General features: G+C 37.1%; 23 protein-coding genes. 12 read left to right on the top strand and 11 right to left on the bottom strand.

Annotated features, from left to right (window positions below; genetic code table 11):
- Positions 1–43: 43 nt before the first annotated feature.
- Positions 44–1237 carry an ornithine--oxo-acid transaminase gene (locus G4D61_RS12860; RefSeq protein WP_025727048.1) on the top strand — a complete coding sequence of 398 codons (1194 nt, stop codon included), beginning with the start codon at positions 44–46 and terminating at the stop codon, positions 1235–1237.
- A 125-nt stretch (positions 1238–1362) separates the two neighbouring features.
- On the opposite strand, the gene G4D61_RS12855 is transcribed toward G4D61_RS12860, so the two are convergent.
- Positions 1363–1593, bottom strand: a complete 231-nt coding sequence (locus tag G4D61_RS12855; protein WP_025727047.1) for a DUF378 domain-containing protein — start codon at positions 1591–1593, stop codon at positions 1363–1365.
- Positions 1594–1753: 160 nt separating this feature from the next.
- Here G4D61_RS12855 and G4D61_RS12850 point away from each other — a divergent pair, with 160 nt between their 5' ends.
- Positions 1754–3100 (top strand): glucose-6-phosphate isomerase, encoded by a 1347-nt coding sequence (locus G4D61_RS12850; RefSeq protein WP_025727046.1) that lies wholly within the window; start codon positions 1754–1756, stop codon positions 3098–3100.
- 86 nt (positions 3101–3186) lie between these two features.
- Here the strand turns inward: G4D61_RS12850 and G4D61_RS12845 are convergent, their stop codons facing one another.
- The gene (locus tag G4D61_RS12845) at positions 3187–4191 is read right to left on the bottom strand and encodes a potassium channel family protein (protein ID WP_025727045.1); all 1005 of its coding nucleotides are present in this window, start codon (positions 4189–4191) and stop codon (positions 3187–3189) included.
- A gap of 382 nt (positions 4192–4573) precedes the next feature.
- On the opposite strand from G4D61_RS12845, the gene G4D61_RS18360 reads away from it, so the two are divergent.
- From G4D61_RS18360 to G4D61_RS12835, 3 genes are all read left to right on the top strand, one after another.
- Positions 4574–4705 (top strand): hypothetical protein, encoded by a 132-nt coding sequence (locus G4D61_RS18360; protein WP_268812497.1) that lies wholly within the window; start codon positions 4574–4576, stop codon positions 4703–4705.
- 16 nt (positions 4706–4721) lie between these two features.
- Positions 4722–6071 (top strand): Nramp family divalent metal transporter, encoded by a 1350-nt coding sequence (locus tag G4D61_RS12840; RefSeq protein ID WP_163174136.1) that lies wholly within the window; start codon positions 4722–4724, stop codon positions 6069–6071.
- A 440-nt stretch (positions 6072–6511) separates the two neighbouring features.
- The gene (locus G4D61_RS12835; protein ID WP_025727043.1) at positions 6512–7729 is read left to right on the top strand and encodes an MFS transporter; all 1218 of its coding nucleotides are present in this window, start codon (positions 6512–6514) and stop codon (positions 7727–7729) included.
- A gap of 690 nt (positions 7730–8419) precedes the next feature.
- Here G4D61_RS12835 and G4D61_RS12825 read toward each other — a convergent pair.
- The 5 genes from G4D61_RS12825 to G4D61_RS12805 form a co-directional block, all read right to left on the bottom strand.
- Positions 8420–8995, bottom strand: a complete 576-nt coding sequence (locus tag G4D61_RS12825) for a ferric reductase-like transmembrane domain-containing protein (protein ID WP_052137956.1) — start codon at positions 8993–8995, stop codon at positions 8420–8422.
- Positions 8988–9911, bottom strand: a complete 924-nt coding sequence (locus G4D61_RS12820) for an FAD:protein FMN transferase (protein ID WP_163174134.1) — start codon at positions 9909–9911, stop codon at positions 8988–8990. The genes G4D61_RS12825 and G4D61_RS12820 overlap by 8 nt, the downstream gene beginning before the upstream one ends.
- A 29-nt stretch (positions 9912–9940) precedes the next feature.
- The gene (locus tag G4D61_RS12815; protein WP_052137954.1) at positions 9941–10246 is read right to left on the bottom strand and encodes a hypothetical protein; all 306 of its coding nucleotides are present in this window, start codon (positions 10244–10246) and stop codon (positions 9941–9943) included.
- A gap of 350 nt (positions 10247–10596) precedes the next feature.
- Positions 10597–11937, bottom strand: coding sequence for an MFS transporter (locus G4D61_RS12810; protein WP_035356021.1), 1341 nt, complete (start codon positions 11935–11937; stop codon positions 10597–10599).
- 72 nt (positions 11938–12009) lie between these two features.
- A complete protein-coding gene (locus tag G4D61_RS12805) occupies positions 12010–12966 on the bottom strand; it encodes a catechol 2,3-dioxygenase (protein ID WP_163174132.1) in 957 nt (318 codons plus the stop codon).
- Between the two features lie 235 nt (positions 12967–13201).
- Between G4D61_RS12805 and G4D61_RS12800 the strand changes: the two genes are divergently transcribed.
- From G4D61_RS12800 to G4D61_RS12780, 5 genes are all read left to right on the top strand, one after another.
- On the top strand, positions 13202–13843 hold the full coding sequence (locus tag G4D61_RS12800; RefSeq protein ID WP_163174130.1) for a GntR family transcriptional regulator: 642 nt from the start codon (positions 13202–13204) through the stop codon (positions 13841–13843).
- Between the two features lie 620 nt (positions 13844–14463).
- Positions 14464–15192 carry a PIG-L deacetylase family protein gene (locus G4D61_RS12795; RefSeq protein ID WP_200886155.1) on the top strand — a complete coding sequence of 243 codons (729 nt, stop codon included), beginning with the start codon at positions 14464–14466 and terminating at the stop codon, positions 15190–15192.
- Positions 15192–15896 (top strand): 4-carboxy-4-hydroxy-2-oxoadipate aldolase/oxaloacetate decarboxylase, encoded by a 705-nt coding sequence (locus tag G4D61_RS12790; RefSeq protein ID WP_035356121.1) that lies wholly within the window; start codon positions 15192–15194, stop codon positions 15894–15896. The genes G4D61_RS12795 and G4D61_RS12790 overlap by 1 nt, the downstream gene beginning before the upstream one ends.
- Positions 15897–16013: 117 nt before the next feature.
- A complete protein-coding gene (locus G4D61_RS12785; RefSeq protein WP_163174128.1) occupies positions 16014–16397 on the top strand; it encodes a RidA family protein in 384 nt (127 codons plus the stop codon).
- Positions 16398–16447: 50 nt separating this feature from the next.
- Entirely contained in the window at positions 16448–17353 is a 906-nt protein-coding gene (locus G4D61_RS12780; RefSeq protein ID WP_163174126.1) for an NAD(P)-dependent oxidoreductase, read from the top strand.
- Positions 17354–17669: 316 nt separating this feature from the next.
- On the opposite strand, the gene G4D61_RS12775 is transcribed toward G4D61_RS12780, so the two are convergent.
- The gene (locus G4D61_RS12775; RefSeq protein ID WP_035356127.1) at positions 17670–18863 is read right to left on the bottom strand and encodes an oxalate decarboxylase family bicupin; all 1194 of its coding nucleotides are present in this window, start codon (positions 18861–18863) and stop codon (positions 17670–17672) included.
- 333 nt (positions 18864–19196) lie between these two features.
- On the opposite strand from G4D61_RS12775, the gene G4D61_RS12770 reads away from it, so the two are divergent.
- Both G4D61_RS12770 and G4D61_RS12765 read left to right on the top strand, forming a co-directional pair.
- A complete protein-coding gene (locus G4D61_RS12770) occupies positions 19197–20219 on the top strand; it encodes an efflux ABC transporter ATPase subunit, DrrA-related (RefSeq protein WP_163174124.1) in 1023 nt (340 codons plus the stop codon).
- Positions 20216–21031 (top strand): ABC transporter permease, encoded by an 816-nt coding sequence (locus G4D61_RS12765; RefSeq protein WP_025727036.1) that lies wholly within the window; start codon positions 20216–20218, stop codon positions 21029–21031. Before G4D61_RS12770 ends, G4D61_RS12765 begins: the two co-directional genes overlap by 4 nt.
- Positions 21032–21155: 124 nt before the next feature.
- Here the strand turns inward: G4D61_RS12765 and G4D61_RS12760 are convergent, their stop codons facing one another.
- The 3 genes from G4D61_RS12760 to G4D61_RS12750 form a co-directional block, all read right to left on the bottom strand.
- Positions 21156–22496 carry an MFS transporter gene (locus G4D61_RS12760; RefSeq protein WP_025727035.1) on the bottom strand — a complete coding sequence of 447 codons (1341 nt, stop codon included), beginning with the start codon at positions 22494–22496 and terminating at the stop codon, positions 21156–21158.
- 677 nt (positions 22497–23173) lie between these two features.
- The gene (locus G4D61_RS12755) at positions 23174–23398 is read right to left on the bottom strand and encodes a hypothetical protein (protein ID WP_163174122.1); all 225 of its coding nucleotides are present in this window, start codon (positions 23396–23398) and stop codon (positions 23174–23176) included.
- 617 nt (positions 23399–24015) lie between these two features.
- Complete coding sequence (locus G4D61_RS12750) at positions 24016–25251, bottom strand: arylsulfotransferase family protein (RefSeq protein WP_163174120.1); 1236 nt, start codon at positions 25249–25251, stop codon at positions 24016–24018.
- Between the last annotated feature and the right edge of the window lie 341 nt (positions 25252–25592).

Below are 25592 nucleotides of genomic sequence, written 5' to 3'. Positions count from 1 at the left end.
AATGAACAGGAATATTAAACATTTTAGAAAAGGAGGCAAAAACATGACAACATCTGACCAACTAATAAAACAAACTGAACAATATGGCGCCCATAATTATCATCCTCTGCCTGTTGTGATTTCACAAGCGGAAGGAGTATGGGTTCAAGATCCTGAGGGAAATCGCTATATGGATATGTTAAGCGGGTACTCAGCTTTAAATCAAGGACATCGCCATCCTAAAATCATTAAAGCATTAAAAAAACAAGCAGATCGTGTAACACTCACATCACGTGCCTTCCATAATGATCAATTTGGACCATGGCTTAAAAGAGTGAGTGATTTAACGAAAAAAGAAATGGTTTTACCGATGAACACAGGGGCAGAGGCAGTTGAAACAGCTTTTAAAGCAGCACGGCGCTGGGCATATCAAACAAAGGGGATTGCAGAAAATCAAGCAGAAATAATTGGATGCGAAGGAAACTTTCATGGGCGTACAATGACCGCTGTCTCACTTTCTTCAGAAAAAGAATATCAACAAGGTTTTGGACCGATGCTACCAGGTATTAAGCTTGTACCATATGGGAATATTGCTGCATTGGAAGCAGCGATTACCCCTAATACAGCAGCATTCTTATTGGAACCAATTCAAGGCGAAGCGGGAATTATTTTACCTCCTGAAGGATTTTTAAAAGCAGCATACGAACTATGTAAAAAACATCATATATTATTTATGGCCGACGAAATTCAAACTGGCTTAGGAAGAACTGGAAAAATGTTTGCTTGTGATTGGGAGCAAGTCATTCCTGATGTCTATATTTTAGGAAAGGCATTAGGGGGAGGGGTTGTCCCTATTTCATGTGTCGCCGCTAACACGGATATTTTAAGTGTGTTCAATCCAGGATCACATGGCTCGACTTTTGGAGGGAATCCGCTTGCATGTGCCGTTTCGATTGCTGCCCTTGATGTGTTAAAAGAAGAACAATTAGCAGAACGTTCATTACAGTTAGGTGCTATTTTTATGCGGCAATTACAACAAATAAAAGGTGAACATATACAGGAAGTTCGCGGAAAGGGCCTATTTATCGGCGTTGTTTTAAATGAATCAGCAAGACCATATTGTGAAGCTTTAAAAGATGAAGGGCTTTTATGTAAGGAAACACATGAAAATGTCATTCGTTTTGCTCCACCATTAGTAATAACAGATGAAGAGCTAGATTGGGCACTTGAAAGAATTACGAAAATTTTAAGTAAATGAGCGCAGAAATCTTGAGAGAAAAATAAAGCTAAAAGCTTTCTTTTCTACTCAAGATTTAATTGACGTGTATTATGTAAACATCGGCGGAAGATATTCATATCTATCCGCCATAGCTATTGAAGTCGTTATCTAGTTGTTCTTGCTTCAGTAGAACGTTCAACTTCTGCATCAGGTTTAAATAATAAACCAAGGTTAATTAAACCGCAGATCCCTACGATACCGTAGATGATTCGAGATAGAGCTGAACCATCACCGAAAATGGCTGCTACTAAATTAAAGTTAAAAAACCCGATAAGACCCCAATTAATTGCCCCGATAATCGTTAACACTAAAGCAATTCTTTGAATAATGCTCATGGTTTTAACCTCCTTTATTTTCGTACAAGAATAGGATGTTTCTAATCGGTGTAAATTATTCATGTATATATTGTGAGAAAAACGTTACTTTTCTTGATAAAATGAAAAAATTTCGTTAAAGTGAAAGTGGTTGTTAAAATAATTTTTGGAGGAAATGAACATGACGCATATTCAATTTGACTATTCAAAGGCTCTTTCATTTTTCGGTGAACATGAAATTACATATTTAGCTGAACCAATCAAATTGGCTCATCAGCAATTACATGATAAAACTGGAATTGGAAATGATTTTATTGGCTGGCTTACTCTTCCAAAAGACTATGATAAAGAAGAATTTGCACGCATTCAAAAAGCTGCAGAAAAAATTAAAAATGATTCTGATATCTTATTAGTAATTGGTATCGGTGGATCATACTTAGGTGCACGCGCAGCAATCGATATGTTAAACCATAGTTTTGCAAATGTGTTGCCAAAAGAAAAACGTCAAGCACCACAAATCTTTTTCCTTGGAAACAGCATCAGCTCAACTTATATGAAAGATTTAATGGATGTCTTAGAAGGAAAAGATTTCTCTATTAATGTTATTTCAAAATCTGGTACTACAACAGAACCTGCAATTGCATTCCGTATTTTCAGCAAGCTTCTTAAAGAAAAATACGGTGAAGAAGAAGCGAAAAAACGTATTTATGCAACAACGGACCGTCAAAAAGGTGCATTAAAAACACTTTCTAATGAAGAAGGATATGAAACATTTGTCATTCCTGATGATGTTGGTGGACGTTATTCTGTCTTAACTCCTGTTGGTTTATTACCAATTGCTGTAAGCGGCGTAAATATTCAGGATATAATGGACGGTGCAGCAAAAGCTGTTGATGATTTCGCAAATCCGGACGTATCAGAAAACATTGCTTACCAATATGCAGCAGCTCGTAATGTCCTTTATCGTAAAGGAAAAACAATCGAAATGCTCATTAATTACGAACCAGGTCTTCAATATTTCTCTGAATGGTGGAAACAATTATTTGGTGAAAGTGAAGGAAAAGACCAAAAAGGTATTTATCCATCTTCAGCAAACTTCTCAACTGATTTACACTCTCTTGGACAATATGTACAAGAAGGGCGTCGTGATTTATTTGAAACAGTTGTAAAAGTCGAACAACCACGTGAAAACTTAACAATTGAAAAAGAAGAAAATGATTTAGATGGTTTAAATTATCTTGCTGGTAAAACAGTTGATTTCGTAAATAATAAAGCTTTTGAAGGAACATTGTTAGCACATACTGATGGTGGCGTACCTAATCTTGTTGTTAGCATTCCAAAAGTTGATGCTTATACTTTTGGCTACCTCGTATACTTCTTTGAAAAAGCTTGTGCTGTCAGCGGATATTTAAATGGTGTGAATCCATTTGACCAACCAGGTGTAGAAGCTTATAAAACAAATATGTTTGCACTCCTTGGCAAACCTGGATATGAAGATAAAAAAGCTGAACTTGAAAAACGTTTATAATAAAAAAACGAAGAGGCAACCGCAATTGCCTCTTCGTTTTTTTATGTGTCTATAAGCTTGAACACTTCAGTTTCTACTCTTTTTTCTTATGTTGATTGATCTGCTGAAATGACAAATAAGCGCTGTCCTGCTATTACTTGAAATTCTGGAGGCGGGTTAATGATCGTTTCATGATTAAATTGAATACCGATTAATATTTTTCTTTCTGACAATAAATGGGGATTTAACTCTGTAATTGTTAAACCCTCCCATTCAGGTTTAACTCCAATATAAAGAAAATGATTTTTATTGAATCGGTCCAACAATAGTAGCAATGTTTCTGACATTCCATTTGCTAACAGGCTATTCATCATTACATAACCTGTCTGTGTATTCGCCTGAATGATTTCATTTGCTCCAGCTCGTTTGGCGTTTAACACATTATCCTCTGTTAAAATTTCTACAATACAATATGTGTTAGGATTCATCCCCTTTACAGCAATTAATATTAATATAGTGCTCATATCTGCTTCGGTTTCCGTTTTATGCTGATCAGCTGTTATCAGTACCATGTCAGCAACTTTAATATTTGCTTTTTTTAATGTTTCATCGTGATAAGGTTTGCCATGAATAAAGTTGACATTGTTATCTGGACAAGGATTCATATTAAGGGTTTCATCGATAAGTACGATATGGCGATTAGGAGAAATGACAAATAATTGCTGAATGACTTTTTTTGCACGTTCATTCCAACCGATGATGACAATATGATTTTCTCCCCCATAGGAACCTCTTCCTTCCATAAAAGCATTTTGCCTCGTTGCAGTCGCGGTTGCCAGCGAGACGAAATATGCAGATAATATCCCTGCACCAGATAGCACAAGAAGAATACCAAGCATACGACCAAGAAAGGTTACTGGGTATAAATCACCATAACCTACTGTTGCTGTTGTGATGACAGCCCACCAGATCCCATCAAATACTGTTGGAAAGGTTTTTGGCTCGATCAAATGTATGGCAAATCCAAAGCAGCAAATCAAGGCTAGTGAAAGTAGTAAAATTCGAACGATGATTGGCCAATGGAGAAATCGATAATATACGGTATGTAGCATGGACCCATCTCCTTAAAAAAATCCTTTGTTTAGTATTTCCGAAATGAGTTGAAGATAACACGGGATAAAAAGAATAAAGCAATTTAACAAAAAAGTTCAAGTGTAAAGAGCTTATAATATTGATTTCCACTGCAAGGGTTCGCTTTCCGCGGGATACTCCTGCGTGGTCTTGTTGAACTCTTCTCATCAGAGAAGAGTTTTTTGTTCAAGTGCTGTTCGTACATTGTTTAAATGCATTATTTATCCGTATGAAACGTGCTAATAATCGATTTTGTTTTCGTATGATCAATAATATTGTCCTAATAAATATTTTTTGGTTGAAGGAAACTTTTTTGTGATGTAGAATATAATTACATTAAAAGGCAGGAGAGGTGGAGAAATCGTGTATCTTTCTAAGCGAATGAAGAAAAAAATGATGTTGTATTCTTATATGTGTAAAAAGTTCGGAATTATTAATGAAGAGGATTATCATAACGTATTAACCAACATAAAAGCAGATCAGCAATCAGATTGAAAAGGAGGATGGGGAAATGAATGCAAGAGAATTAGAAGCACAAGATTCGAAACAGCAATCGTGGAGAAAAAACAATGACAATCCAAGTTTACAAGAAGTTCATAAGTCTGTTCCGGTTAAACAAACAGGAAGTTTTTTTCGCAGATTACTGGCGTTTATTGGACCTGGATATTTAGTAGCAGTAGGTTATATGGATCCAGGTAACTGGGCAACTTCTATTGCCGGCGGAGCATCTTATGGATACACGTTGTTATCTGTTATTTTAATCTCAAACTTAATGGCGATTTTATTGCAATCTTTAGCAGCCAAATTAGGAATTGTTTCAGGGAGAGATCTTGCTCAAGCTTGTCGAGATCATTTTAGCAAACCGGTATCAGTCGCACTATGGGTGTTATGTGAGCTTGCGATTGTTGCATGTGATTTAGCAGAGGTCATTGGTTCTGCAATTGCCTTAAATTTATTATTCAACATTCCGCTTATTTACGGCGTATGTATTACAGCATTTGATGTTTTACTGATTTTACTTCTTCAAAATAAAGGTTTTCGTTATATTGAATCATTCGTTATTGCTTTAATTGCCACGATCACAGTCTGTTTCGGTGTAGAAATTATCTTATCTAAGCCCGAAATTGGCGGTGTATTAACTGGATTTTTACCAAGCAGTGAGATTGTTTATAATCCTGACATGCTTTATATTGCTTTAGGTATTTTAGGGGCAACAGTGATGCCACATAATCTTTATCTTCATTCTTCTATTGTGCAAACAAGGAATTATGATGATACTTCAGAGGGGAAACGTTCTGCAATTAAATATGCAACGATCGATTCAACAGTTGCATTAATGCTTGCTTTGTTTGTAAATGCGGCAATCCTTATTCTGTCAGCTGCCGTTTTTCATTCATCAGGTCATAAAAATGTTGCTGAAATTCAAGATGCGTATCATTTATTAGATCCTTTAGTTGGTTCAGGTGCTGCTGCTATTTTATTTGGTATTGCATTGCTTGCCTCTGGTCAAAACTCTACATTGACAGGAACACTTGCTGGTCAAATCGTAATGGAAGGGTTCTTAAACATAAGGATAAAGCCATGGCTGCGTCGCCTGATAACAAGAATGATCGCAATTATTCCGGCAGTAATCGTTACATTAATGTATGGGGAAAAAGGGACTGGTGACTTATTAATACTAAGTCAAGTAATCCTATCACTTCAATTATCTTTTGCAGTTGTCCCACTCGTCATGTTTACAAGCGATAAAAAGAAAATGGGTGAATTTGTAAATAAACCATGGATAAAATGGTTAGCATGGTTTGTAACGGCACTTATTGTTGTGTTGAATGCCTACTTATTATGGAGTACTCTTTTCTAAAGCAATTTGAGTGCAAGCGGATTAATTCGAATAGGTTCTTCGTTTCGATGCTTGTAATGAAAGAAGGTAGAGCGGACTTCCGCTTGAGTATCCCACTTTCGATTTGAATTAACGCTATTTATGAGATTTTGTTAGAAAAGAGCGATGAATAATTAGTTAATAAGTAAAGTAATAGGCAACTATACGAAATAAAAACGGGATGACTCTCTTTTATGAAGAAAGTCATCCCGTTTTTATTTATGCGCAAACACTATATTTTCACCTATAAATGTTTAAAAACTAATACTGAGATTAGGAATTAGGCTTGGAATTTAACAATGAGTTCATTTAAATCCATTGATTATGAAGTTTATAGTATAATATATCGTGTTTTATAAATCAGTGGCTGAATAACTTAAAGAAGATTTTTTTATTCTTTTGGAAAGGAAGTGAGTAAAGTTTTGTTTCAAGTAAAGAATGCAGCTTTGATGGAGCCATCTTTTACAAATTACTGGGTTTCACGAATTTTGTCCTCGACATCCTTTCAGATGCTCTCTGTTGCCATCGGATGGCAAATGTATTCGTTAACACATGATGCTTTTAGTCTTGGGTTCGTGGGTCTTGCCCAGTTTATTCCAATGGTGCTTCTAACATTAGTTGTCGGTCATGCCGCAGACCGTTTTGATCGCCGCAAAATAGTTTTTTTATGCCAGATTACGGAGGGGGCGATCGCTGCACTTTTATTATTTGGAAATATTAGCGGCTGGCTTGGACGGGAACAAATTTTACTGGCTGCTGCAGTTATTGGTGCCTGTCGTGCATTTGAAGGTCCCTCATCTTCTGCACTATTACCACAGCTCGTTCCGCAAGCTGTTATCCAGCAGGCAATCGCATGGAGTACTTCAGCTGGACAAGCGGCGCAAATTTTAGGTCCATCCCTTGGGGGAGTGCTCTTTTCCATAGGACCTAATTTCGTTTACGCCATAGCAACGATAGCGCTCCTAATTGCTGGGTTTCTGACGATCTTAATTCGTATGGAGAAAAGTGTCCGCAAGCTGGAACCTGTATCAATGCGTTCGCTCTTATCAGGATTAGTATTTGTCTATCGCCATCCAGTCATTTTAGGAACAATATCGCTTGATCTTTTTGCCGTCTTGCTTGGGGGAGCGACAGCACTTTTACCGATATTTGCTCAAGATATTCTTCATACGGGCCCGTGGGGATTGGGACTTATGAGAACAGCACCGGCAATTGGCGCCTTATTGATGTCCATTATTTTCGCTTATTTTCCGCTTAAAAAAGCTTTTGGACCTACACTTTTTGGTGCACTTGCTGTGTTTGGAATCGCTACAATGGTTTTTGCTCTTTCGACAAATTTGATGATATCATTAATTGCTTTGCTAATGATTGGTGCTTCGGACGTAATTAGTGTTGTGATTAGGTCTTCACTTGTGCAACTGCAAACTCCCGATGAGATGCGTGGCCGAGTGAACGCTGTAAATTCTCTTTTCATTGGAACTTCCAATCAACTTGGCGAGTTTGAATCCGGCATGGTCGCTGGATTGATTGGAACTGTCCCAGCTGCCTTTATCGGCGGTCTTGGAACTATCGTAGTCGCTTGCTTGTGGATGTATTTATTTCCTTCACTTAGGAAAATCCGTTCTCTATCAGAAGGCTAAAATGAATTAAAAAAGCAGTCATCGCGTGTTGGTATACTATAGATTAACTATATAGAGTCATTTCTAGAAAAATCTGGAGGCTGGGAAAAGCATATTAACTAAAGAAAATCCGAATATTGCGCCCCACTCCGCTCCGGAAATATCCTCCGCTTTCTGTAGGAGTCTACGTTCGTCGTCTTTAGTTAACCACTTTTGCGTGTTTTCCTAGCTTCTTAAAGAAAGAGGCATTTCGATGGGAAATATAGTTTGGAAGAAAATCGCCATCCAGGCGGCGACGGTCCTAAGCGCAAGAACATGTTCGTAGTGCAAAAATATTTCGTCGAGGAAGAGCGATTGAATTTTTAAACAGACATTATGTGAAGCGGTTAACATTAAAATAACAATTAGAATCACCGGAACTACAAACTATCAATCCTATTTTAGTAGGAGAATGAAAAGCAGTTGAAATGATTATTAATGAATTTAGTCAATCATTTGAAATTCATCAAGACGAGATTGAGCAAGATGGTCCTATTGAAAGTAAGGAGTATAAGCAAGTCTGAGGAAGATCGTAAGTCTCCTGAAGAAAAGTGAGAGAATTGCTGGGGGACTTGATACTGTCCCCATAAATGTCTGCTTCTTGAAATTTCCATGCAAAAAAATGCCTGAAAGCAGTTCTTTCAGGCTCATTCTAAAATGACAATTTTTTTCTTACTTTTGCGTTGATGTTAGTTCTTTTTTTGGCGGACGGACAGCAATTCTACAGATAAGCGCCACAACGGTAATGATTGCTGTTAGGCAGTATAAAAACATCATAAAGGGATAATGTGAATCAGGGCCTAGCAAAACACTGTGGAAAAACGCACTGATAAATGCTGGAAAGGCTAAAAAGTGTATCGTCTTCCATGTTTTTCGGCCAAGTACTTTCATGTAATCCGATGTCACAATTAATATAATCATCACATAAAGCGCCAAAGTTCCAATTCCAATCAGCAGCGGATGTGTTTTAGAAGCAAATGGGATGATGACTTCCAAAATCGAAAATGATTGATATGTACTAAAGATTAGAATCAACCCATGTGTCATCCCGAATAACATGCCGAACCATCCTGTTGACTGATGTATCAGGTTCATTCTGGCTTTAGTTTTTGCCTTCATAAAATGATAATGTGCGCTCATTCCTGTCATAACAGATACAAATAATAACAAATATGAAGTAATACCGGCAGCACGTGAAACCGTCCAAACGGGCATGAAGTGGTGAACATTATTTAATAATTCATTCAAAGTAAATCAGTCCTTCCGAAGAATAGCAGCGGATTGTCCCGCCAGTTACGATAGAGTGGTCTGTTTTAACACCGATAATTCCTAGATCTGTGCGTTTTCCTGCGATCCATTCCATCCCTTTTTCCCAACCTAAAATAATCATGCATTTCGCATAAACTTCTGCAGTGATCAGATCAGGAGCGATCACGCTTGCTTGAACTAGGTCAGTGTTGGCGCTTTGGCATGTGCGCGGATCGAGAATATGGTGAAACGTTTTCCCGTTATGATCTTTCCAGCTTCTTCTAATGGTACTGCTAGTTGCAATCCCTGCTGGACGATCGAGCTTGAAAGAAAATAATTTTTTTTCCCATGATTCCGGGGTTGAAATAGTAATATTCCACTTTTCTTTTGGCTTTCCCCAGACAATAATATCTCCGCCTGCGGCAATACCGCCATATGCCACTTTTTTCTTTTGCAATTGATTTGCTGCTTGCTGAGCGGTCCATCCTTTTCCAATTCCACCGAGATCAATAAGTGCACCGTGTATTGTAATGAACCTCATCTTGTCATCAATTTCAATCGGCTTTTCTTTAGTACAGGACAACTGATCGCGGTTATATGATGTTGCTTTGCCAGCTGCAATTTTTTCAAAGCTTTGATCGTAGCCAAGCTGACAAATTTCACGGCCGAGATATGGATTAAAAATGCCTTCTGTTTCATGATAGAATCTATCTGCTGTTGTGACTGCTTCATATAGGACATCGCTAGCCAAAAAGGGTGTATTTTCAGTTCTATTCAATTGGGACAATTCACTTTCCGGCAAGAAACGACTAAGCGTTTTTTCCACGTGGTGGAACCATGCTTCAGTCTGTTGGCAATGTTTGCTGCCTAAATAAAAAGTTTCAATGTTTGTATTCATTGCGCGAAAACGATACATCATCATTCTCCTTTCTTTGTTAAGCTGTCCTACGAAGAATGACCGCCTACTTGACTATCCTCGCCACTTTGTCCAAAGTCCTCACTGTCAGGGCTTTCGTTGGATCGATCTTGATAGGCGGAACTATTGTCATCATTGCTACGATTCGAGAAGAACTTTTCGCTGCTGTCGGAAGTTTGGTTTGAGCTTGAAGCATTGTTTGTATTCCCATTAGAAGTACTAGTTGATGCCGTTGCACTTGATTGATCATATTTTTCCGCAAGTCCGATAAAGCCTGTAAAAATTGCCATACTAGAAAGCCCGACAATCCATTTTAACCCCTTATTTTTTGCCATCTATTTCTCACTCCAAAGTTTATTAGTTTGATTTAAAGAGATTATAATGCGGTTTTCTTAAAATAAAATTAACATTATTATGGGAAAGTTAGGGAGAAGACTGCGGCGTAGAATTAAATTTGTAGAATCTAAGAATTTAAGAGTTATAGAAGAAAATGTTTTTTGCATAACTAAGACAATTTATATAGAGATCCTTTATAGAATGACTTTTTGGAATCGTATGAAATAATGATGATGTTTTTTCAATATGTTCCCGGTACTGAATTCCTTTCATTTGTAATACATGAATTGGCTTTAGATACTAGTAAAAAAACTCCTTTAATAAAAAGGAGTAAATAAGAAAGGATACTTTATTCTAGTGTTAAATTGGTTTTTGATTGAATGGTGGATGTTTCACTATTCTTTCTTCGTATGAGAAGTAGTGCTAATGCTGCGATAAAGCCAGGAATAGAAAAGGCAATAAAGCACATCCCAATCGGTGCCTTCATCGATAAAAGTATTCCACCTAAAGTTGGCCCAACCATTCCGCCTAGCCTACCAACTCCGTTTGCTAAGCCAATTCCAGTTGAACGTACATTTTCAGGGTAATATTGAGAAACAAATGCGTTTAATAAACTTTGCGTTCCCATTGTGCATACACCTGCTAATGCTATTAATAAATAGAGAAAGAATACGTTGCTTTTGATGCTGAGAAGGGCAAGGCATATTGCACCAAGAACATATAGACAAGTAATTAATACTTTTGATCCCTTTCGATCAGCTAAAACACCAATTACGATTGTTCCCAGTAGTGCACCTCCATTTAAAAAAAGCGCAAAACCAAGACTAGAGATTAATGGATATCCTGCTGTTTCCATTAATTTAGGGAGCCACGTATTCAAGCCATAGATCATTAACAACCCCATAAAGTATACGATGCAGAAAATAATTGTTGTAAGTGCCAACTTGTTTTGAAACAGTCCAATAAATGGAATTTTTTCAGTTTTTGTTTCAGGCTCCTGAATGGATTCAATCATACGGTTTTTATAATTTGGATCAATTCTTTTTAAAGTACGATGTAATTCATCTATTTTCCCTTTACGAATTAAAAATTGTGGGGATTCTGGTAATGATTTTATGATGAAAGGGATTAAAAGCAAAGGAATAATAGAGAACCAGAGGACAGGCCTCCAACCGGATGATGTAAGAAATATCATACCGACAAGCGGTGCAAGGATGCCCCCGACCTGATTTCCGCACAAGGCTAATGTAATCGCTTTATTTTTGCTCGATTTAGGAATATATTCTGTAAGAAGTGATATTACAGAAGGCAAAGCTCCTCCAAATCCGATTCCGGCTAGGAACCTGCACCAAGAAAACATTGTTTCATTATTAGCGAAGCCCGATATTACTGTGGCAAGGCTGAAAAAGATAATAGAGATGATAATAAGTAATTTACGTCCGAACTTATCAGCTAAAAAGCTGAGAATGATTGAACCAAACATCATTCCAAAAAGACCATAACTGCTTATAATGCCTGCCTGGATCGGAGATAGGCCCCAATCTTTAGATAAGATTGGAACCACAGATCCATAAACAACTAAGTCATATCCTTCAAAAGAAATCGTGAAAAGTCCCCAAAGCAATAAAACAGTATGAAAGCGATTAAATTTGCTTGTGTCTAAAAAATTTTTTACTGAATGGTTTGGCATGTTTCCACTCCCCTTATTGATTTTGACCATGAAATTTCCATTCAAAAAAATGACAGCGTTTACAAAAATATTTTATATAATATTTGGTGTTCCGTAAGTATGAAAGGTAGGAACAGTTTTATTTCCCCATGCTTGCCCCTTGGCACGTTCGGCTTCAGTCCATGTAATTGGTTCCCAATCAGGCGCAGTAATCGAATATCCTCCGTGGCATATTTCAATTCGTGTACCACCAGGTTCGTATACGTACATCGCATAAGTTTGCTGAATGGCATGTTTACTAGGAGGAAATTCAATAAAAACTCCATTTTCTAAAAAGACATCGGCTGCTTGTAATACTGCTTCACGGCTGTCGACATTATAAGTAATATGGTGTAATCTCCCTTTTGCACCTGTACTGTCCAATGTATAGGCAATTTCATAAGCTTTATTCGTTAAATGTAACCAAGCCCCTCCTTGTTTACCGATGTCTAGAATAATCTGTTCACTAAGCTTGCATCCTAATGTTTTGCGCATAAATTGAGAGTTTTGATCTACATCTGAAGCAAATAAGTTAATATGATCGAGCTGCTTTACACAAACTCCTCTTGAAGTACACTTTTGTGGTTGATTTTTTAAAGCAGGGACCAAGTGCGGAGGTGGGTTATATTTTTCTGTCTCATAATAGAGTTCCATAGTATGACCATCTGGATCAGTAAATTGATAACTTTTACCATGGCCGAAGTCTCCATCACTCCATCCAATTCCAAAACCGCTTTCTTCAATTGCAAGAGCACGACGCTCAAGCGTTTTACTACTATAAGTTCGCATTGCCATATGACCTAACCCGGGTTCTTTTGATTCAGTTAATTTTAGACTATAAGATTCATAATCTCGACACGCTCTTAAATACATGGATTGTTTTTTTTGATGGACAACTTCCATTCCCATTACATTTTTAAAAAAATCTACACTTTCTTCAATTTTTGGCGTTAAAAGCTCAATATGTCCTAAATGGGCTACATCTAGTATTGGTTCCTCATAAGAACTCATGAAATTCACTCCCCTTTATAAATACAAAATTGTTAAACAATATTGATTATAAATATAATAAAATTCAATGTCAATAATAGTTTAAAAATTCTAAACAAAAATACGAACTGCTAATAAATGGGGGGAGGATTTTAAATTGACAGTTTTAAAGTTCTTACGTTATATTTTTTTTATAAATATTTCAACAATTATGGTGCTATTTATTTAGAATTCTAAAGAAAATGGGGTTAAGAAAATGAGTACACAAATGGAGGTAGCTTATCAATTCATAAAGCAGAGGATTTTAGACGGTACTTATCAACCTTCGCAAAAGCTCATTGAAAGCGATCTGTCTAATCTAATTAATGCCAGTAGAAACACAATTAAAAAAGCATTATTAAAGCTTCAACAAGAAAATTTAGTTTGTATTGAGACGAATAAAGGTGCAACGGTGAAGTCATTCACTTTAGATGAAATTGTTCAGTTTCTTGAAATTCGTGAAGTGTTGGAGGGGCTTATTGCCAAAACTGCCGCGCCTTATATAAGTGAGGATAAGTTAAGTTTAATGGAAAATATTTTGGAAGAGATGAAAGGGCATTTGGAAAATCATCGTTTCGATGAATATTCAAATTGCAACTTATCTTTTCATAATATTATTTACGAAGCTTCTTCTAATACGCAAGCCGTATCAATGGTTCAAATGATCAAAACACAGCTTCGTCGCTTTCAATTGAAAACTATTTTGGTTCCGGGAAGGCATGAGGAATCATTTAAAGAACATCAAAAAATATTGAATGCGTTAAAACTGAGAGATGAGAAGTGGGTAGAAGATGCCGTGAAATATCATATCTCACAAGTAAGACGCACAATTGCAGAGAATTATTCTTTTCTTATGTAATATCATAATGTATTTAGTTTTGATTCCACTTTTGCAATAATCAGTATAAATATTTTACTTCTTTTCATCTTCTCTCATTAATGAGAGAAGACCTCTAGAAAACGCTTACCTATAAAGATACATCTTAATGAGTAATTTGAATTTTAAATAAAATCGCAGTTGACAGAATAATCGATTTGATATAAAATCCTATTTGTAAACAATATTGTTGAACAATTTTGATTGGCAAATGGTGAATATTAATATGTATGTTCCTTACTTTTCTACGTAACTTAGAGGTTTTACAAAAGGGTGAGTAACTGTTAAGAAACTTCAATGTTCGAATGAAAGTCTAGTGATTTTAACGAAGTGAATGGATACAGATTATTCACCGTTTGATAGTGAACATTAATGAGTTACTACATTCCGACCAAAATCAATTAACATCTAGTAAATTACAAATCTATTAGAAAATCAGTTATGTAAAGACAATGACATGGAGTAGTAGAAAACAATATTATACTTTGATTGAGGCTAGGTATTTATCAAGTATTTGCTCCGGTTTAAAATTCAGATAATTTAGATTAAATATAAAGGTTTTAATTTAATTATAAATGAAACCTATACGAGGAGGAGATTGCATGATTGATAACAAAGAAAACTTATTGGTTGTCAGCGCCCATGCAGCTGATTTTGTTTGGAGAGGCGGAGGTACAATTGCTAAGTATGCGAAGTATGCAAATGTTTCACTCGTTATTTTAAGTTATGGTGCAAGAGGAGAATCTAATGATCTTTGGAAGCAGGATGGGCAAACACTTGAAAATGTAAAGTCAATTCGCCACAGTGAAATTGAAGCAGCGGCAGCGTGTTTAGGAGTAAATAATATTGAATTTTGGGATTTTGAAGATTATCATATGACAATTACTCCGGAAAGGATGGATCGATTAGTTCGGAAAATCAGAGAAGTAAAGCCGCAATCAATATTGAGTCATGGCCCAAGGGACGCTTTTAATCCTGATCATGAAACCGTATCCAAATTCGTATTTGATGCAAGTGTTTTATCAACATCTAATGGTGTAAGAATAGAGGGGTATCCGACGGCAAAACAGGCGAAATTGTTCGGTTTTGAACCACACCAATCAGAAATTAGCGATTTTAAACCAGAAGTGATTATTGATATTACCGAAACCTATGAACAGAAAGTTGCTGCCATGAATTGCTTTAAAGCACAACAACATTTAATTAAATATTATAGTGCAAAAGCTGAATTACGTGGTAACCATGCAAGACGCTGCTCAGGTAACAATGAATATAAATATGCTGAAGCATTTAGTCGCTTCTTCCCTTATGTTGGGGGTGAATTTGTTTGATGGAAAAATATATCGTAAAAAATATTAAAAGACCGGAGCTAAAAATACTAGATGAATATATGGATTTAAGTGTCTCGACAATTTACGAAGCACAAGGCAAGAGCGGTATTATGGATCCACAATTGCAACCGATTATTTCAAATACTAAAATATGCGGACCAGCTGTAACAGCAGTTTGTTATGCAGGGGATAACTTAATGATTCATGCCGCAATTGAAGTATGCAAACCGGGTGATATATTAGTTATTACTACAGTCGGAGAATGTATTGCAGGGATGATAGGTGAATTGATTGTAACCGCTTTACAGAAGCGCGGTGTTCAAGGAGTTATTATTGATTCTGCTATTCGGGATGTAGCTGAAATAAGAGAGATGGGATTTCCAATATGGACTCGAGCCATTCATTCACAAGGCACAACAAAAACGAAGGGCGGCTGGGTGAACGCACCAACAGTTTGCGGTGGTGTAAATGTCTGTCCAGGGGATTTGGTTATGGCTGATGATGATGGTGTAGTCGTTGTACAAAAAGGAGATATTCATGCTTCACTTGAATTATCTAAAAAGAGAATCCTAAAAGAAACGACTACAAAAGAAAAAATATTAAGAGGAGAATTGAGCTTAGATTTCTACAACCTCAGACCGACATTGGCTAATGAACAGGTTGTTTATTATGAAAATGAGGATGAACTTGAAAAAAGCTGTTAAATCATTAAATAAGGCCCATGCTAGCTTACTTATCCAAGCAATTAAAAAATAGTTTTTTGCATCCATTCTTATATGAATTGGTTCTCAGCAGGACTTTTTAAAAAGGAGTGAATGGCTATGGCAAAACGTGAGGTTCTTCATGTAAAAGGATCGAATCATCAAAATCCAATTCCGACAGCTGTGAAGATTGGAAATATGGTTTATACTTCAGCAATTATCGGTTCGGATCCGGAGACAGGTGAAATGCCAGAAAGTGTTCAAGAAGAAGTTGCAAATCTTTTTCATTACATGAGAGAAATTATGGAGCTTGCTGGAGGAACGACCGATGATATTGCACATTTAAGTGTTTTAGTAACAGATCGGGAATATAAAAAAGTTGTCAATGTAGAGTGGATTAAAATGTTTCCAGATGAAAATAATCGTCCGGCCAGACATAGTACCGTTCAAAACTTAAGGGAAGGGCTTAGAGTCCAGATTGAAATGACTGCAGTCTTATCATAATGTAATGCGTGATTGAAGAAATTAGATTACCAAGAAAGGATCTTGTTTTTATGGATACAACAACCATACCAATTATTGGTTTCATTGGATTTGGTGAAGCTGCCTTTCATATTAGTAAGGGGCTAAGACAAGATGGTATTCAAGCGATTCATGCTTTTGACGTGATGGCAGATCATCCTAGTGCAGGAATAAAAATAAAAGAAAGGATGGAAACTGCTGAGGTAAATAAAGACAATTCGTTGGAAGTGCTCATAAAGAATTGCGACGTGATATTTTGTGCAACGAGTGCTAAATATGCACTTGAAATTGCACAAGATGTGGCAAACAGCTTTATGAAGGGAAAAATGTATATAGATTTAAACTCAGCATCACCAAGTATAAAAAAAGAAGTTGCTGCTGTGATAGAAACGGTAGGAGGATTATTCGTTGATGCTGCTGTAATGGCGCCAGTTCCCCCTTATGGTCATAAAGTTCCTATGCTCGTAAGCGGAACTGGTGCTGCTAAATATGAATTATTAATGAAACAATTTGGAATGGATATTACTTTTATTAGTGAAACAGCAGGTATCTCGTCGGCCATGAAAATGTTCAGAAGCATTTTTATGAAAGGGTTTACGTCTTTATTGCTTGAAACATTATCAGCTAGTCATGAAGCAGGAGTGGATAAAGAAATTTTAGCATCGGTTCAAGAAACGCTTTCTGGATCTACAATTGAAGAATTGGCTAACCTATTAATTACACGCACAGCCATTCATGCTGAAAGAAGAGTTACTGAGATGAATGAAGTTGTTGCAACCTTAAATGAGATGAAGCTGGATGCTACGATGGCAAAGGCGGTCAAAACAAAATTACAAAGTATTGCTGACATGAATTTGAAAAATTACTTTCATGGCAATGTTCCTACTCACTATTCCGATGTATTGGTTGCTATTTCAGAGCGATCAACAATAAAATAACTATTCAAGTAGAGACTGGAACAAAACTCAAAAGTAGTTAGCTAAAGACGAATATTGCAAAAATCAGCTTCGAAATATACGTAGACTCCTGCAGGAGGATAGACATTGGTGAGACCCTACAGTGCTGCATGAGCACGAGGGCTCACCAGCTGTCCGCGGAAAGCGAAGTATATTTCCGGAGCAGGATTGGAGCGGAATATTCAGGTTTCCTTTTGTTAGCCATAACCAATATATAGAAAGGTGACTTATTTTTTAGATTAAAAAATAAATAAGATTTTTAATAGCGGAATCATTCATTTTCTATCAGTGTCTACTCTTATTCCAAGAATGCCGATTGACCTCTGTAATCCACAACTGGCCATTTTTCCTTCCTTAATGCGTTCATTAGCTCTGGTCCTACATTTAAGTGCTCTTGTACGAGTTCTTTTGGAGTTAACGCCATCCATTGGTTTAATGACACATCAGCATAATGATCACTTTTAAAGATTTCCAAAAACCATAAGCTTTGATTACCGGTGTTTTGGATATAATGCCCCATGGCAAACGGTACATATCCTACATCTCCGGCCCGATAATTAAACGTACGGGCTGAACCATTTGCTGCAAATACCGTCATACGCCCCGTTCCTGTAAGGTAATATTGCCATTCATCTGCATTAGGATGCCAATGCAGTTCTCTCATTCCGCCAGGTTTGATTTCTACTAACGCCGCTGCAATTGTAGTAGAAATAGGAAAATTAGTAGAATCAACAATGCGTACCGTTCCGCCCGGTGTTACTACCGGTTGTTGTTCATGCAAGCGATATGTGAAGCTTTTTGGTACAGTGCCATAAGCATCTGATACTTCATCATTTTCTAACAAACCGGGTACTTTTGTTTGGAAAATATAGCGCTGTTTTGTTGGAATGTCAGCAAAGGCGCTTTCAGGCACACCAAAATTTGCGGCTAGTACATCCTTCGGTGTATGTGCAAACCAATCTGTAATAGTGAAGGTATCAAATTCAGAAAAGCTTCCGTCATCAAAGACGAGCAGAAATTCGCATCCTTCCTCTAATCCTTGAATTGAGTGAGGAATTCCAGCGGGAAAGAACCATAAATCCCCTGCGCTGACATCAGCGATAAAATTCCTTCCGTCCTGGTCGACTGATGTAATACGTGCGTGCCCTAAAATCATATAGGCCCACTCAGATTGCTTATGCCAATGTAACTCACGTACACCCCCAGGCGTCAGACGCATATTCACTCCTGCAAGAGCAGTTGCAGTAGGAAGCTCTCGAACGGTTATTTCACGTGACCAGCCTCCGTGCTTTAACTGCATATGAGTGTCTGAATAGGAAAATTTTAAATTAGGAACGGCTCCATCGTCAGTAGCAGGTGATATTAACATGTCTGGATTCTCAAGGTCTCTTATTACATCCCGAGGACCGAAATCAGTTGCACCAGCACCATCATTTCTTATCGGCTGCGGTACATTCCTGTTTAAGGATTGCTCGTTCAGTCGTTTTTCCATAAAAATGCTCCTTTCATGATAAGTACAATAGTGAACAAAATTTATTTAACATAACAATCTTTTAGAAAAGAACCTATTATGAAATGAGATAGTCAGTGTATTTATATCTATCTATGAGAATTTATTTAGTACGATATTCATCCATTGTTCATATTCAGTTCATAAAGATCATTTATAATTCCAACAAGATGATCAAAGTTATATAAAAATATGCAGGCGAACGTCTTGAGGTGAGAAGAAGTAAATGAAAAAACTGATTGAATAAAAGGATTTCGCAAAAAGGATTCATGTGAAAATATACAAATGACTGTATATGAAGAAGGAGGAAATGCAATGAATGGTGGACAAAGAAGTGCAAACAAGGGCGAGTGGGCTGTTGAAGCAGAAGGGCTTATTAAAACGTTTGGCAACAATCGTGCAGTTGATGGAGTAAATTTGAATGTTCGTGCAGGTACTATATACGGAGTACTCGGTCCGAATGGGGCAGGAAAGACGACTACGATCAGGATGCTGGCAACATTACTACGACCTGACAATGGTTCGGCGCGCATCTTTGGACATGATGTTGTGAAGGAGTCCCAGGTCGTTCGTCAACTGATCGGGGTAACTGGTCAGTATGCATCTGTAGACGAATCACTTAGTGCGACCGAAAATTTAATTATTTTCTCGCGGCTTTTAGGATTAAGCAGAAAAGAAGCAAAACAGAAGGCTGTTGAATTATTAGAAGAATTTGGATTAACAGAAGCTGCAAAACGTCCTTTGAAAAATTTCTCCGGTGGTATGCGCCGCCGGCTTGATCTTGCAGCAAGTTTGATCGCACAGCCACCATTGATTTTTTTGGATGAACCAACAACAGGGCTCGATCCACGAACACGTAATCAAATGTGGGATACGATCCGCCGATTGGTCAAATCGGGTTCTACTGTACTGCTAACGACGCAGTACTTGCAGGAGGCAGATGAGCTAGCTGATCGGGTCGCAGTGATTGATCGTGGCCGAGTGGTCGCGGAAGGTACCGTAGATGAATTGAAAGCTTCTATTGGCAGTTCATCATTGCAATTAAGAACTAAAAATTTACAGGATATTACGAACGCCCGTCACATAGTTGAAAAGGTACTTAACGTCCAATCAAATGTATCATCTGAAGGTGGGAAAATTACCGCACCGATGGCGGAGGCTGATCGGGTGACTGATTTATTAATTGCCTTGCGTGAAGCAGGAATCAACTTGGCTGAGTTAAGTGTCCAGAAACCAACGCTTGATGAGGTATTCTTGACGATTACTGGTCATAGTGTGGAAGAGCATGCATCAAAAGAGTTTACAGAATCAAAGAAAGTAGGGGAGGTAAGCATATGAATAGTACTTCTATTAAACCAGCTAATGAACGTCAGCTGCGAAATAAAACGAGTTTAAGTCAATCGATACTGAATTCATTAACAATGGCTCATCGAGGTCTATTGAAAATTCGGCGTACACCAGAACAATTATTTGACGTCACGCTCCAGCCAATCATTTTTACGTTAATGTTTACTTATATCTTTGGCGGAGCCATTTCCGGCAATGTGCATAACTATTTACCTGTCATCATTCCTGGTATCCTTGTTCAGACAGTTATTACGACATCAGTTGTGACAGGTGTTCAATTGCGCGAGGATATGGATAAAGGGGTGTTTGACCGATTCAAGTCACTGCCGATTGCACGTATTGCACCATTAGCAGGGGCTCTCTTGGCAGATACTGTTAGGTATACGATTGCGACGGTACTCACTTTTGCTATGGGTTACATTATGGGCTATCGCCCTGACGGTGGTTTAGACCATGTAGTGATTGCCGGCCTTCTTGTTATTGTTTGTTCATGGGCGATGAGTTGGATATTTGCCTTTTTTGGTGTCATTGCACGTACTGCTTCAAGTGTACAGGGGATTTCGATGATAATGCTATTTCCGCTAACATTTCTCTCTAATGCTTTTGTACCAGCAGATACTATGCCTAACTGGCTCCAATGGTTTGTGAAAATTAATCCAATTTCACATCTCGTCACTGCTGTTCGGGATCTTACAAATTCTGGAACCGTCGGCTGGGATCTTAGTATTTCTTTAATAGGCGCAGCAGTTATCGTGATCATTTTTGCCCCAATTACAGTGCGTGCTTATATGCGTCGAACATAAACGCAGAAAATATTTATTGAATGTTTTGAAGAGTTTAAAGGCTGCATTAAAATTTATTTATTGATGAAAAAGAACTGGGAAACTAAATCATAAGGTTTCCCAGTTCTTTTCTGTAAAGATATTTTTATAAAATTCTAGTGTTGCTTCCACTACTTGAAGATTCTGATTGGAGTTCAGCTTCAATTTGAGAGGTCTTTGAAGATTCCCCCATACGCCAATAGGCGATAAGACTTATGGCAATACATGCTGCTACATAGAAGAAAAAGATCGATTCAACCCCGGCGCTCTTTAGCCATAAAGCAATGAATTCCGCAGTCCCGCCAAATATAGCAACAGTTAATGAATAAGGAAAGCCGACACCGAGCGCTCGAATTTCAGTTGGAAATAATTCCGCTTTTACGATTGCATTAATAGAAGTATAACCGGTTACAATCAAAAGGCCGATCATCATTAGTAAAAAGGCAATCACAGGATTTTTTGTCTGCTCCATGAGTAGGAATAGTGGTACTGTCAGTAAAGTACCTAATATACCAAAACCGAGTAATAATGGACGACGACCAATTCGGTCAGAAAGCATTCCTGCCAGTGGCTGAAACACTACAAATATTAATAATGCAATAAAATTAATCCAGCTTACAGCTTCTTTATTAATCCCTACAGTATTGATCATAAATTTTTGCAAGTAGGTCGTATAAGTATAGAATGCAACTGTTCCGCCAAGTGTTAATCCGACTACAGTGAAAACGGCTTTAGGATATTTCATTAAAACTTTTAATGTTCCAGCATTTTTACGAGTTTCTGTACTCATTTCCGAGAACTGCTCTGATTCGTCCATTGTTCTTCGCAACCATAATACTGCCAGTGCACCTATTGCGCCAATGAGGAAAGGAATACGCCACCCCCAGGAAATCATGTCAGTATCACTTAATACTTGCTGAAGAATAATTTGAACGCCAAGTGCTACGAGTTGTCCAGCAACAAGCGTAACGTATTGGAAGCTTGAGTAAAAGCCGCGGCGACCGCTATTGGCCATTTCCGATAAGTAGGTTGCGGAAGTTCCATACTCACCTCCTAAGGATATTCCTTGGACTAAACGAGCGACAACGAGAATAATTGGAGACAGCATACCTATGCTGCTGTAACCCGGAGTACAAGCGATCACTAGGGAACCTCCTGCCATAATAGACACTGAAAGCGTCAATGCTGCCCGCCGCCCGTACCTGTCAGCATAACGTCCCATTAATAGACTTCCTATTGGACGCATCAGAAACCCAATGGCGAAAATTCCTGCTGTATTGAGCAATTGAATCGTTTGGTTTCCCGCTGGAAAAAACTCAGCCGAAAAATAGACAGCAAAAGCAGAATAAACATACCAATCATACCATTCGATAAGATTCCCAAGTGATCCTTTAAAGATATTACTCGTTATCCGTCTTGATATTGCATGGTTATCCGTTTGTTTCATTTTCCCACATCCCCCTTTTAGCACATAAGTGTTGATCACGCTAATTGCATAACGCTCATGTGCGTTGACTGTTCAAACTAACTCCCAGCTTTAAAATGTGCATCGTTTCCCCTATAACGGCACAAATATGCAAACGTATACAATGAAGGTTAAAAGCTACAATACATTCTTTTGTAGTTGTTTACTGAACATTTCATGTAGCAGCGTATATGTATTCCGAAAGCTTTAATTAAATTGGTTTGAAGATTTTGGGAGTCCCTACATAGAAGCTCTCATGCTAGTAGCTAAAAAACTTAGCCAATTGGCTAAGTTTTTGGTAAAGGTTCAGTAAACATTCTTGAAAAGAAGATAAATTTTTTAGTCTTGTTTTTGAACATTTATCTTCAATTAACGGGTGTAAAGTACGTTTCTTATAAATAATTTTAAACAAATGTATATTAATATGTCAATATTTCATTTTTTCTGATATTTGGATAAAAAAATAAAAAATATTTTTGAAAAAATTTTTTTATATCAGGGTTGATTATCTCTTTTTAACAAAGCTTCACAACATGGCACTTAGTAAAACGTTAACAATAATTTATATTACTGACAACGATAGTCCTTTCATAGAATAAGTAAATGTGTAGAAATAACAAGTACAATAAACTTAATAATAATTTGCCATATATCGTCGTCTAAATTTTTTGTTTTTCTTTTATATGTAATTGAAATAAGATCAACGATAGGCTGAATAAAATGATGGGAATAACTATTAAACTTGAACTTAATAGAGTATAGGATGTATCACCATCCATTTTTCCTGTTTTTATTTGTAAGTTTCTATAGAATGTAGCTAATTGAATAACAAAAATCATTATTAAGCCAGTAATGAAGCTAAGGAACGAAAATTTGAAGTACATAGGCAACCTCCTATTTATGCTAAATATATGCATAATAATTAAAGTTAAAAAAGAATTTAATATATTTTTTTACTTAGTAAGAAAAAAGGAGAGGTATGATTTCAAATCATGCAAACATGCCATCTAATTAAATATTTGTCCATTAAGAAGATTTTTTTAAAATGATTTTATCACAGTTATTACCGAATAAAAAATAAAAAATTTAAAAAATCATATAATTCAGGAAGTGTTATGCGCTTTACTCGATATCAGAGATTGTTAGAGTAAGCAGCATAGTCACTTTTTATATAGATATTGATTAAGCGTTGCTAACAAGCATATAATTTTTTGATATTAAATGAGCATTTTGATTCTTTATCCATACTAATTTTTTTAGGTTAGGTCATTGTTCAATTTCTTAGGTTTACAGCTGGTAAGTTGTTTTGAAAAATAGAAGTATACGAGAGTTATCATTGCTTCTTATGCCCAATTGAACCATTAATTGGTTTTCCTTTATCGTTCATTATCTGAACAAGGGGGGGTAACAACTTACTACTTGCAAAAAAAGAACTCAAGCTGCCAGAGTTCTTTAAGTATTCCTATTAATATTCATTTACTTTTCTTCGCTTCCCGCTTGTTTATAGCTCAGGGAGCCAATCAACAGGAACTGCTTGAGCTCGATAAACCATTGGATTTTCAATAGTGTCTTTACCCGCAGAGAAGAAACCCGGATATGAATTTATATATTCCCACACGATCTCACCCGAATTCGTAATCTGAAAGATGCGACCATTCATTCCTTCGTTGATTAAAGTGTTGCCATTGGGTAATCTTTGTGTATTTCCAACGAAAGATGTATGGAATGACCAAACGGGATTTCCAGAATTCTCCGCAGTATATTGCCAAACAATTTCTTTTGTTGTTGGATTTATTTCGAGAATTCTTGAGCCAGCATAGGTACCAAGGGAAACTGGCGGGTACCCTGAACTACCTTGATTGTCTAATAGCAACAAATTTCCTGCTCCAGGAAGCCCCTTAGGGATCAAGTGTGGTTTATGTTGACCACAAGTTTGATCGAGAGGGCGTGGAACTGCTCTGTTTAAAAGGCGATAATAAGGGTTGGCATTAACATTACTGTATGGACCAATCTTCCATACTACATTTCCAGTTTTTTTCTCGATAATCGCAACAAAGTTACCTTTTCTTGAACTAATTATGATATTGTCCGGATGGAATACTTCGTTTCCGTTGTCATACCACTTGTTTGGTCCTAATAGCTGCAGAGTGTTAAGTTCGAGGTATCCCCATGGATCTTGCTCTTTATTGTTCAGTATGTTCCGTAGATAATTCAGCCCTTGCTGTGAAAACCCAAATTCTTCAATATGATCCCCTGCAAGCCAACTCCATACGATATCACCGGCTGGATTGACTTCAAATATACCTTGATCACCGACCTCCACATCACCTAACATAGGGATAACACGGGGCTGAGTAATCATCAGCATAGTGTTGCCATTGGAGAGACGCTGCCAGTCATGATTCTGCCTTGCAGCCCCACCAGGAGCTTGTTCTCCCCATTTCCAGATTAATTGTCCATCCCAATCCACCTCGGCTACTGTTTTATTTCCGAATATTCCGAAAGTACGTTCTTCTAGCATTTCGTATTGTACTAGGATATGCCCACGCTTGCCATTAATTAATGTTGGATTGATAACCTCACCAGGAAGTCCGTGGTATTTCCATTGATGAACTTCCTGCCCATTCATATCTATTAAATGAGTTTTACCATCCTCTGCACTAAAGCATATGAGACAATGGTATGCTTGTTCATGATTTGCATATAATAATCCAGAACGACGTACTCTTGTGGTCAACTGTATTCCTCCTTAAAGATCTTTGATTTTATAGTCAAACATTTTTATTCCAAATCATTAAATAAATCTTTATACAAAAAGAGGCTAGTAGAACTATCATTCAGGTGATAGTTTTACTAGCCTCCAGTCTGTCTGGTCAGCGATGTATAAATATTTTTAAGCAAATCACTTATGATTATGAATATATAATCATTTTATAATAGAATAAAAATTATGTAAATATTTTTATGTGTTTTTTTAGAACGTGTTAAATCACGAGGAAGAGGCTCAGTTCTATACATATGACTATTTAAGATTAACCATGATGAATCGTTTTTATAAATATAGCAATCAAGTATAGA

Origin of the sequence: Heyndrickxia ginsengihumi (assembly GCF_011008565.1) — a bacterium.
GTDB lineage: Bacteria > Bacillota > Bacilli > Bacillales > Bacillaceae_C > Weizmannia > Weizmannia ginsengihumi.
The sequence above is the reverse complement of the archived record's forward strand: the minus strand, read 5'-3'. Positions and strand labels throughout refer to the sequence as shown.

Bases quoted from the DNA above. Each gene is read 5' to 3' on its own strand.
- G4D61_RS12850 (WP_025727046.1), top strand. From the start codon at position 1,754: ATGACGCATATTCAATTTGACTATTCAAAGGCTCTTTCATTTTTCGGT.
- G4D61_RS12810 (WP_035356021.1), bottom strand. From the start codon at position 11,937: ATGCCAAACCATTCAGTAAAAAATTTTTTAGACACAAGCAAATTTAAT.
- G4D61_RS12860 (WP_025727048.1), top strand. From the start codon at position 44: ATGACAACATCTGACCAACTAATAAAACAAACTGAACAATATGGCGCC.
- G4D61_RS12780 (WP_163174126.1), top strand. From the start codon at position 16,448: ATGGATACAACAACCATACCAATTATTGGTTTCATTGGATTTGGTGAA.
- G4D61_RS12800 (WP_163174130.1), top strand. From the start codon at position 13,202: ATGAGTACACAAATGGAGGTAGCTTATCAATTCATAAAGCAGAGGATT.
- G4D61_RS12855 (WP_025727047.1), bottom strand. From the start codon at position 1,593: ATGAGCATTATTCAAAGAATTGCTTTAGTGTTAACGATTATCGGGGCA.
- G4D61_RS12840 (WP_163174136.1), top strand. From the start codon at position 4,722: ATGAATGCAAGAGAATTAGAAGCACAAGATTCGAAACAGCAATCGTGG.
- G4D61_RS12770 (WP_163174124.1), top strand. From the start codon at position 19,197: ATGAATGGTGGACAAAGAAGTGCAAACAAGGGCGAGTGGGCTGTTGAA.
- G4D61_RS12785 (WP_163174128.1), top strand. From the start codon at position 16,014: ATGGCAAAACGTGAGGTTCTTCATGTAAAAGGATCGAATCATCAAAAT.
- G4D61_RS12790 (WP_035356121.1), top strand. From the start codon at position 15,192: ATGGAAAAATATATCGTAAAAAATATTAAAAGACCGGAGCTAAAAATA.
- G4D61_RS12765 (WP_025727036.1), top strand. From the start codon at position 20,216: ATGAATAGTACTTCTATTAAACCAGCTAATGAACGTCAGCTGCGAAAT.
- G4D61_RS12845 (WP_025727045.1), bottom strand. From the start codon at position 4,191: ATGCTACATACCGTATATTATCGATTTCTCCATTGGCCAATCATCGTT.
- G4D61_RS12820 (WP_163174134.1), bottom strand. From the start codon at position 9,911: ATGTATCGTTTTCGCGCAATGAATACAAACATTGAAACTTTTTATTTA.
- G4D61_RS12760 (WP_025727035.1), bottom strand. From the start codon at position 22,496: ATGAAACAAACGGATAACCATGCAATATCAAGACGGATAACGAGTAAT.
- G4D61_RS12805 (WP_163174132.1), bottom strand. From the start codon at position 12,966: ATGAGTTCTTATGAGGAACCAATACTAGATGTAGCCCATTTAGGACAT.
- G4D61_RS12815 (WP_052137954.1), bottom strand. From the start codon at position 10,246: ATGGCAAAAAATAAGGGGTTAAAATGGATTGTCGGGCTTTCTAGTATG.
- G4D61_RS12775 (WP_035356127.1), bottom strand. From the start codon at position 18,863: ATGGAAAAACGACTGAACGAGCAATCCTTAAACAGGAATGTACCGCAG.
- G4D61_RS12795 (WP_200886155.1), top strand. From the start codon at position 14,464: ATGATTGATAACAAAGAAAACTTATTGGTTGTCAGCGCCCATGCAGCT.
- G4D61_RS12755 (WP_163174122.1), bottom strand. From the start codon at position 23,398: ATGTACTTCAAATTTTCGTTCCTTAGCTTCATTACTGGCTTAATAATG.